The sequence below is a fragment of the Natrarchaeobius versutus genome (assembly GCF_041205745.1).
GTDB classification, from domain to species: domain Archaea; phylum Halobacteriota; class Halobacteria; order Halobacteriales; family Natrialbaceae; genus Natrarchaeobius; species Natrarchaeobius versutus.
Map to the genome: position 1 here is coordinate 21,775 of NZ_JBGFCC010000017.1, position 6,120 is coordinate 27,894.

The window sequence follows — 6,120 nt, forward strand, 5'->3', positions numbered from 1 at the left end:
TCTTTTATCCCGCTCCTCGGCGAATTCGAGACCGATCTACGATGTACGACGACGTTCTCGTCCCGACGGACGGAAGCGATACGATCGCCGAGACGCTCGCCCACGGGCTCCCGATCGCCGTCGCCAACGATGCGACGGTTCACGCCCTGTACGTGATCGATAGCCGGATCACCGTCGCGGCAGGCGAAGAGAACGCCCCCTCCCTCGAACGAGCGCTCGAGGCGGACGGACGGGAAGCAGTCGCGGCCGTCGACGACAGCGCGTCCGCGGAGGGCCTCGAGACCGTCACCGAGGTACGCAAGGGGACGCCCGCTAAAGCGATCCTCGAGTACGCCGACGAGCAGGATATCGACCTCGTCGTTATCGGCACGAAAGGAAAGAGTCCACGCGAGAAGGTAACCTCCCTGGGAAGCGTTTCGGAACGCGTCGTCGACAACGCCTCGATTCCGGTGTTCGTCGTTCGTAACCCCGGGACGGACGAAATCGAGTAGCAGGTGTCTCCCCGGTCGGCCTCGCGGTCAGGCGGTCGCCTCGACCGTAATAACCTCGCAGTCCAGATGGGTCCGCAGATACCGATCGATGTTCGGGTTGTCGGTGAACCGTCTGAAGATCCGACGCAGGCGGCTGGCTTGCTGGCCGCCGATGACGACCGCATCGGCACCCTCGGCGGCGACCTCGTCGAGAATGCTCTCCTCGACGAGAAACCCCGTCCGGACAACGTACCTGACGTTCTCGAGCGGCCCGAACGTCCGTTCGACCGCGTTTTTCAGCTCGATCCGCGTCACCTTCCGCCCGTTCTGGTAGAGATCGACGTGAAGCACCGTCAACGCCGCATCACGCTCTCGGGCGACCTCGATCGCCTGCTCGAGCGTTCGTCTCGAATGTTTCGTCAAGGGGTACCGAACGGGAACCACGACCAGCGACATTACGCAACTGAACGATTCCCGTGCGGGTAAACTTTTCAGTCCGGCGTTCCGTCGTGCGTAATCGTCTCATACCTGCCGCCGGTCGTTCGATCTCCGGCGTCGCCCGGGCAGTCGTCGGACCGGTGATAGCTCCTAATCAGGATAGACGTCGTCTCCTTCCCGTGAATACTCACGAGGTGGCACTCGATGCTCTCGAGTTTCACCGTCCTCTCCGAGGGACAATCATATACCGACCGCGCGGATAGTTCGGGTATGCAACCGACCGTAACCGAGGCTGGAAAGACGGTCTACGTGTCGAACACCGACGGCGACCGCGGATCGAAGGGACCGTTTCTCGTCGCCTACGAGTCTCGAACAGGCGACAATCGCTACGGCTGGTTCTGTACGAACTGTGAGAGCTTCGACAACGCGATGGATTCCATGGGTCGAATCAAGTGTAACTCCTGTGGTAACTTCCGGAAGCCGACGGAGTGGGACGCCGCCCACGAGTAACATTCCAAAGCTGACAACTATCGGAGTAACTGCCTATTACTGACCGTTTTGCACCGCTTGAATAAAACAAACGTCCTCTCTCGTTCCGAGCGTAGCGGCATATCTTGTACCCATCACGACGATAGCTTGTAAGTACGAACATTTATGCCGGATGCCCGTGTACGTTAGTACCGAATGGGTCCTGTTAACATGCGACTCGTCGAGCAGGCCAGGTCGATTTTCGCAGAGCTTGGATACACCGTCGAAGGAGACGGCCCCGAGTTCCGGGCCGAACGCGCGTGGAAGGTCGTCCACGTAAACGCCGTTCTCGAGAACGACGCGCTTCCGACGGCGTCGTCCGGTCAGTTCCACTGTTTCGTCGCTCAGCCGGAAGACGCCGACGACCTCGAGACGCGACTCACCAGCGTCGACCCGAGCTACGAGTGGGCGATCATCGTCGTCGACGGGGAGGATTATCAGGTCGAACGAGCGCCGCCGGGGCCTCGGGTCTCGGCCTAACGGGCAGTCGAGTTCCTATTCTTCGAGTGCGCGCCGCGTTGCCGTCACACCGCTACCCGGATCGACATCGGCACCCATATCCTCGAGAACGTCACCAAGCGCAGTCACCACGTAGATCACGTTCTCCGGACGCGCGGAGTAGCCCATACAGCCGATGCGGAAGATCTCGCCGTCCAGATCGCCCAGCCCGCTTGCGACCTCGAGATCGTAGCGATCGAGCAACTCGCCACAGACCTCCCCGTCGTCGATTCCGTCGGGGACGCGGACCGCGTTCAGGCTCGGGAGCCAGTAAGCGTCGGAGGCGTTCATCTCGAGAGCCATCGCCTCGACGCCGGCTTTCAGTGCGCCGGCCAGTCGCTCGTGGCGCGCCCAGCGCTCCTCGATGCCTTCTTCCGCCACGAGCCGAAGCGCCTCTCTGATCGCGTAGACGTTCGTGATCGGCGCGGTGTGGTGGTAGGCGCGTTCGTCACCCCAGTACCCCTCGAGCAAGGAGAGATCGAGGTACCACGAGCGCGGTTCCTCCTCGCGTGAGAGGACCTTCTCCATCGCTTCGTCCGACAGCGTGAGTGGACTTGCACCCGGAGGACAGGAGAGACACTTCTGCGGGCCGGCGTAAGCGACGTCGATCCCCCAGTCGTCGACGCGGAGTTCGACGCCGCCGATCGAGGTGACGGTGTCGGCGATCACCAACGCGTCGTGATCGTGAGCCGCCGCGGTTAGCTCCGAGACCTCGGGCTGGAGGACCCCGGTGCTCGTCTCGGCGTGGACGAAGCCGAAGACGTCCGGGTCGTGTTCGGCCAGCGCGTCGGCCACGCTGTCCGGCTCGAGTGGCTCTCCCCACGGTGCGTCGACTTCGACGACCTCCCCGCCAGCGCGACGGGCCATCGAGGCCATCCGCCCGCCGAAGTAGCCGTTGGTCGGGACGAGCATCGTATCGCCGGGCTCGACGACGTTCCCGATCGCCGCTTCCATCGCCGCAGAACCGGTGCCCGAGACGGGAATCGTCCACTGGTTGTCCGTCCGAAACGTGTATCGCAACAGCTCCTGGACTTCGTCCATGATCTCGACGAACGACGGGTCGAGATGGCCGACGAGCGGCGTACTCATCGCCCGCAACACGCGCGGATGAACGTCGCTCGGGCCCGGCCCCATCAGCGTCCGGTTCGGCGGCACCAACTCGTCGATCTTCGGTACGTCTCTCGAGTCTTCACCGGCTGGCATGGACCGAAACTGGTGTCGAACCCTCAAAAACGTTCATGAATTTCTCGACGTACGAACAGCTTCCTCGCGTTCGAACCACCGCCCACGTTTAAGTCACGATGACACGTAGTCCCACGGGCGATGGTTTTCAAGAAGATCACCCTCATCGGAACGAGCACGGAGAGTTTCGACGACGCCGCGGACGACGCGATCGATCGGGCCGAGGCGACACTGCAAAACGTCCACTGGGTCGAAGTCGACGAACTCGGCGTCGAACTCGCAACCGCCGACGACCGCGAGTATCAGGCCGAAGTCACCGTCGCGTTCGAACTCGAGGACTGAGACGGTCTGCTGTCCGTCAGTTCCGGCGCGACATCGACCCGTTGTGGGGTCGCGCCGGTACATCGGTACAGCATCGTACGAGACCACTGCTATCAGTCCGTTCTGACACACCCACGACCGGCACCAGATGAGACGCTCGACAGTACGAATCGGCGTCGGGAATCAGGTCCGGAACGATTCTCCACAGCCACACTCGCTGACTACGTTCGGGTTCTCGACGTGGAATCCCTCCGCCTGCAGACCGCTCTCGTAGTTCAGGACGCTCCCTTCGATGTACTTCAGGCTCGCCGGATCGACGAACACTCGCAGATCGTGGTGTTCGTAGATGGTGTCGTCCTCGTCGGGCGCATCGTCGAAGCGCATCCCGTAGGATAACCCCGCACAACCGCCCTGCTGGACGAAAAGGCGGAGTCCAGCCTCGCCACAGTCGAGTCCTTCACCCTCGAGCAACGAGAGGGCCTGTTGGGCCGCCTCCTCGGTCACCTCGATCTCGGGACGGGTGGTCGACTCCCCGCCGTCCAGACTGTCCGTACTCATACTGTCCCCTTCCCGCGCAACGATGTTAACCTTGACGCCATCCCGTCCGGTCGCGTCTAGCTGGAATCGGTTTCGAACCGTCGGCGCTCGCCCGCCTGGCTCTCCCGGCGCTCGACGGATCGATAGTAGTCACCGAACTGTCGCTCGTCGTTGCTCGAGAGCCCGATCCCGCGTTCCGCGAGCAACTCGACCATTCGTTCGGCGTCACAGCCGTACCACATCGAGAGCACCCACACGTTTCGCTGTGCGTAATCGTAGTTGCGCTCGAGGATGCGCCCGTCGATTGGATCGACCTCACGCGGTTGCATCAGGGGGACTCCACCCGCCAGTAACGTAAAACTACCATCCAAATCAGTGAGGGAACCGCCGGTCCGCTTACGAATCCGCGTCCTCGGTCCGCTCCAGCCGAGTTCGAACGCTTTCGGCGTGTGCCTCGAGGCCCTCGGCATCGGCGAGTTTCGTAATCGTCTCGCCGACCTCGGCGAGTCCATCGCCCGTGAGGCGCTGGACGGTCGTCGATCGAAGAAACGTCTCGACCGAGAGGCCGCCGGTTACCCGCGCGCCACCGTTCGTCGGAAGGACGTGGTTCGTTCCGCTCGCGTAGTCGCCAGCGGCAACCGGGGTGTTCGGCCCCAGGAAGACGCTCCCGGCGCTATCGATCCGCGTCAGAATCGATTCGTCGTCGTCGGCGACGATCGAGAGGTGTTCGGGCGCGTACTCCTCGGTGAAGAGGATCGCCTCACTCATCGACCGTGCGAGCAAGACGCCACTCGCGTCGTTTTCGAGCGCACTTCGGATTACATCTTCGCGCTCGCGCGCGTGAGCCATCTCGCCGACCGCGTTCGCGATCGCATCCGCGGTCGCCTCGTCGTCGGTGACGGCGACGACCGAGGCGTTCGGATCGTGTTCGGCCTGGGCAAGCAACTCGGCCGCGACGAGTTCGGGATCGGCCGTCTCGTCTGCGACGACGACGACCTCGCTCGGGCCCGCGAGGAAATCGATCTCGACGTCGCCTCGAACCACCGCCTTCGCGGCGGTGACCCACTTGTTTCCGGGGCCGACGATCTTGCGGACCCGATCGATTGTCTCCGTCCCGTAGGCGAGACTCGCGACCGCCTGTGCACCACCGACCTGATAGACGACGTCGGCGCCGGCGACGTGGATCGCCGCCAGCGTTGCCGGATTGATCTCTTCGGCCGGCGGTGTGACGACCGCAACGTGGTCGACGCCCGCGACGACCGCCGGAACGACGCCCATGATCGCACTCGAGGGGTACGCCGCCGAGCCGCCGGGCACGTAGACGCCGACCCGATCGATCGGACGGAACCGTCGCCCGAGTTCCCGACCGTCCCCGAACTCACGTCGCCAATCCTCGGGTAACTGGGCCTCGTGGAACTCCTTTACGTTCGCCGCCGCGGCCTCGATCGCCTCCCGGAGCGACTGGTCGAGATCGTCGTACGCGCGTTCACACTCGTCGGTGATCTCGAGGTTGCCGACGTCGACGCCGTCGAACTCGCTCGAAAACTCGCGGACGGCGACGTCTCCCTCCTCGCGTACGCGATCGACGATCTCTCGAACGTCTCCCGTGACCGACTCGATGCCGGCGTCGCGCTCGAAAAACGCCACGCGTTCGTCCGGTCCGAGTTCGGCCGTCTCCCGCACCTCGATACTCATATTCCCGCGTTCGGGCGGCGGGCGAAAAACCGTTTCCTTCCGTTACCCGTCCGGGTCTTCGACCGCCCACACGCCGACCGCGTCGAGCGTCGCCCTGACGAAGAGGTAAACGAGTACTCCGAACCCGACGAAGACGATCGGCGCCTGGAGGACCTCGGCGGTTCCCCGACCGAGCAGAAGCTGACCGAACCCCCGGACGAAGAAACTCACGATCACGAGGCCAAAGCCAACAATCGCGAGTTTGACGAACCCTTGCCTATCCATACGCGCGAGTAGCGCTTCCGGTCGCTAAATCCTACCGGACCCTTTGCTTCCCGCGACCCTGTGAACGACCACCTCGAGACTACCCAACGTGGCCCAGTCGGACCTCGAGACGACGGCCTTATGTATGGACCCGGGCCTCGGTTAGAGTACGAACGACGCGGCGGCGGTCGCCGCGTTCTCCGGCCGC

Annotated in this window: 11 protein-coding genes; 4 read left to right on the forward strand and 7 right to left on the reverse strand. The window is 63.4% G+C overall.

What is annotated here, in order from left to right:
- The first annotated feature begins 41 nt into the window (after window positions 1-41).
- Window positions 42-491 carry a universal stress protein gene (locus tag AB7C87_RS24015; RefSeq protein WP_369732072.1) on the forward strand — a complete coding sequence of 150 codons (450 nt, stop codon included), beginning with the start codon at window positions 42-44 and terminating at the stop codon, window positions 489-491.
- 27 nt (window positions 492-518) lie between these two features.
- On the opposite strand, the gene AB7C87_RS24020 is transcribed toward AB7C87_RS24015, so the two are convergent.
- Window positions 519-926: a universal stress protein gene (locus AB7C87_RS24020; protein ID WP_369732073.1), complete on the reverse strand. Its 408-nt coding sequence runs from the start codon at window positions 924-926 to the stop codon at window positions 519-521.
- 35 nt (window positions 927-961) lie between these two features.
- Entirely contained in the window at window positions 962-1,129 is a 168-nt protein-coding gene (locus tag AB7C87_RS24025) for a hypothetical protein (RefSeq protein ID WP_369732074.1), read from the reverse strand.
- Between the two features lie 49 nt (window positions 1,130-1,178).
- Here AB7C87_RS24025 and AB7C87_RS24030 point away from each other — a divergent pair, with 49 nt between their 5' ends.
- Complete coding sequence (locus AB7C87_RS24030; protein WP_369732075.1) at window positions 1,179-1,418, forward strand: DUF5816 domain-containing protein; 240 nt, start codon at window positions 1,179-1,181, stop codon at window positions 1,416-1,418.
- Between the two features lie 189 nt (window positions 1,419-1,607).
- Complete coding sequence (locus tag AB7C87_RS24035) at window positions 1,608-1,916, forward strand: DUF7116 family protein (protein ID WP_369732082.1); 309 nt, start codon at window positions 1,608-1,610, stop codon at window positions 1,914-1,916.
- Between the two features lie 15 nt (window positions 1,917-1,931).
- Here AB7C87_RS24035 and AB7C87_RS24040 read toward each other — a convergent pair whose 3' ends face one another.
- Entirely contained in the window at window positions 1,932-3,137 is a 1,206-nt protein-coding gene (locus AB7C87_RS24040) for a pyridoxal-phosphate-dependent aminotransferase family protein (RefSeq protein WP_369732076.1), read from the reverse strand.
- 120 nt (window positions 3,138-3,257) lie between these two features.
- On the opposite strand from AB7C87_RS24040, the gene AB7C87_RS24045 reads away from it, so the two are divergent.
- The gene (locus AB7C87_RS24045; RefSeq protein ID WP_369732077.1) at window positions 3,258-3,458 is read left to right on the forward strand and encodes a dodecin; all 201 of its coding nucleotides are present in this window, start codon (window positions 3,258-3,260) and stop codon (window positions 3,456-3,458) included.
- A 162-nt stretch (window positions 3,459-3,620) separates the two neighbouring features.
- Here the strand turns inward: AB7C87_RS24045 and AB7C87_RS24050 are convergent, their stop codons facing one another.
- The 4 genes from AB7C87_RS24050 to AB7C87_RS24065 all read right to left on the reverse strand — a co-directional run bounded on the left by AB7C87_RS24050 (window position 3,621) and on the right by AB7C87_RS24065 (window position 5,933).
- On the reverse strand, window positions 3,621-3,995 hold the full coding sequence (locus AB7C87_RS24050) for a HesB/IscA family protein (protein WP_369732078.1): 375 nt from the start codon (window positions 3,993-3,995) through the stop codon (window positions 3,621-3,623).
- Window positions 3,996-4,051: 56 nt separating this feature from the next.
- Window positions 4,052-4,303 (reverse strand): hypothetical protein, encoded by a 252-nt coding sequence (locus AB7C87_RS24055; protein WP_369732079.1) that lies wholly within the window; start codon window positions 4,301-4,303, stop codon window positions 4,052-4,054.
- 67 nt (window positions 4,304-4,370) lie between these two features.
- Entirely contained in the window at window positions 4,371-5,669 is a 1,299-nt protein-coding gene (gene hisD / locus AB7C87_RS24060) for a histidinol dehydrogenase (RefSeq protein WP_369732080.1), read from the reverse strand.
- A 42-nt stretch (window positions 5,670-5,711) separates the two neighbouring features.
- A complete protein-coding gene (locus AB7C87_RS24065) occupies window positions 5,712-5,933 on the reverse strand; it encodes a hypothetical protein (protein ID WP_369732081.1) in 222 nt (73 codons plus the stop codon).
- Window positions 5,934-6,120 lie beyond the last annotated feature (187 nt).

Coding starts and splice junctions, on each gene's coding strand:
- AB7C87_RS24045 (WP_369732077.1), top strand. CDS start 3,258: ATGGTTTTCAAGAAGATCACCCTCATCGGAACGAGCACGGAGAGTTTC.
- AB7C87_RS24065 (WP_369732081.1), bottom strand. CDS start 5,933: ATGGATAGGCAAGGGTTCGTCAAACTCGCGATTGTTGGCTTTGGCCTC.
- AB7C87_RS24035 (WP_369732082.1), top strand. CDS start 1,608: ATGCGACTCGTCGAGCAGGCCAGGTCGATTTTCGCAGAGCTTGGATAC.
- AB7C87_RS24030 (WP_369732075.1), top strand. CDS start 1,179: ATGCAACCGACCGTAACCGAGGCTGGAAAGACGGTCTACGTGTCGAAC.
- AB7C87_RS24050 (WP_369732078.1), bottom strand. CDS start 3,995: ATGAGTACGGACAGTCTGGACGGCGGGGAGTCGACCACCCGTCCCGAG.
- AB7C87_RS24040 (WP_369732076.1), bottom strand. CDS start 3,137: ATGCCAGCCGGTGAAGACTCGAGAGACGTACCGAAGATCGACGAGTTG.
- AB7C87_RS24015 (WP_369732072.1), top strand. CDS start 42: ATGTACGACGACGTTCTCGTCCCGACGGACGGAAGCGATACGATCGCC.
- hisD (WP_369732080.1), bottom strand. CDS start 5,669: ATGAGTATCGAGGTGCGGGAGACGGCCGAACTCGGACCGGACGAACGC.
- AB7C87_RS24020 (WP_369732073.1), bottom strand. CDS start 926: ATGTCGCTGGTCGTGGTTCCCGTTCGGTACCCCTTGACGAAACATTCG.
- AB7C87_RS24055 (WP_369732079.1), bottom strand. CDS start 4,303: ATGCAACCGCGTGAGGTCGATCCAATCGACGGGCGCATCCTCGAGCGC.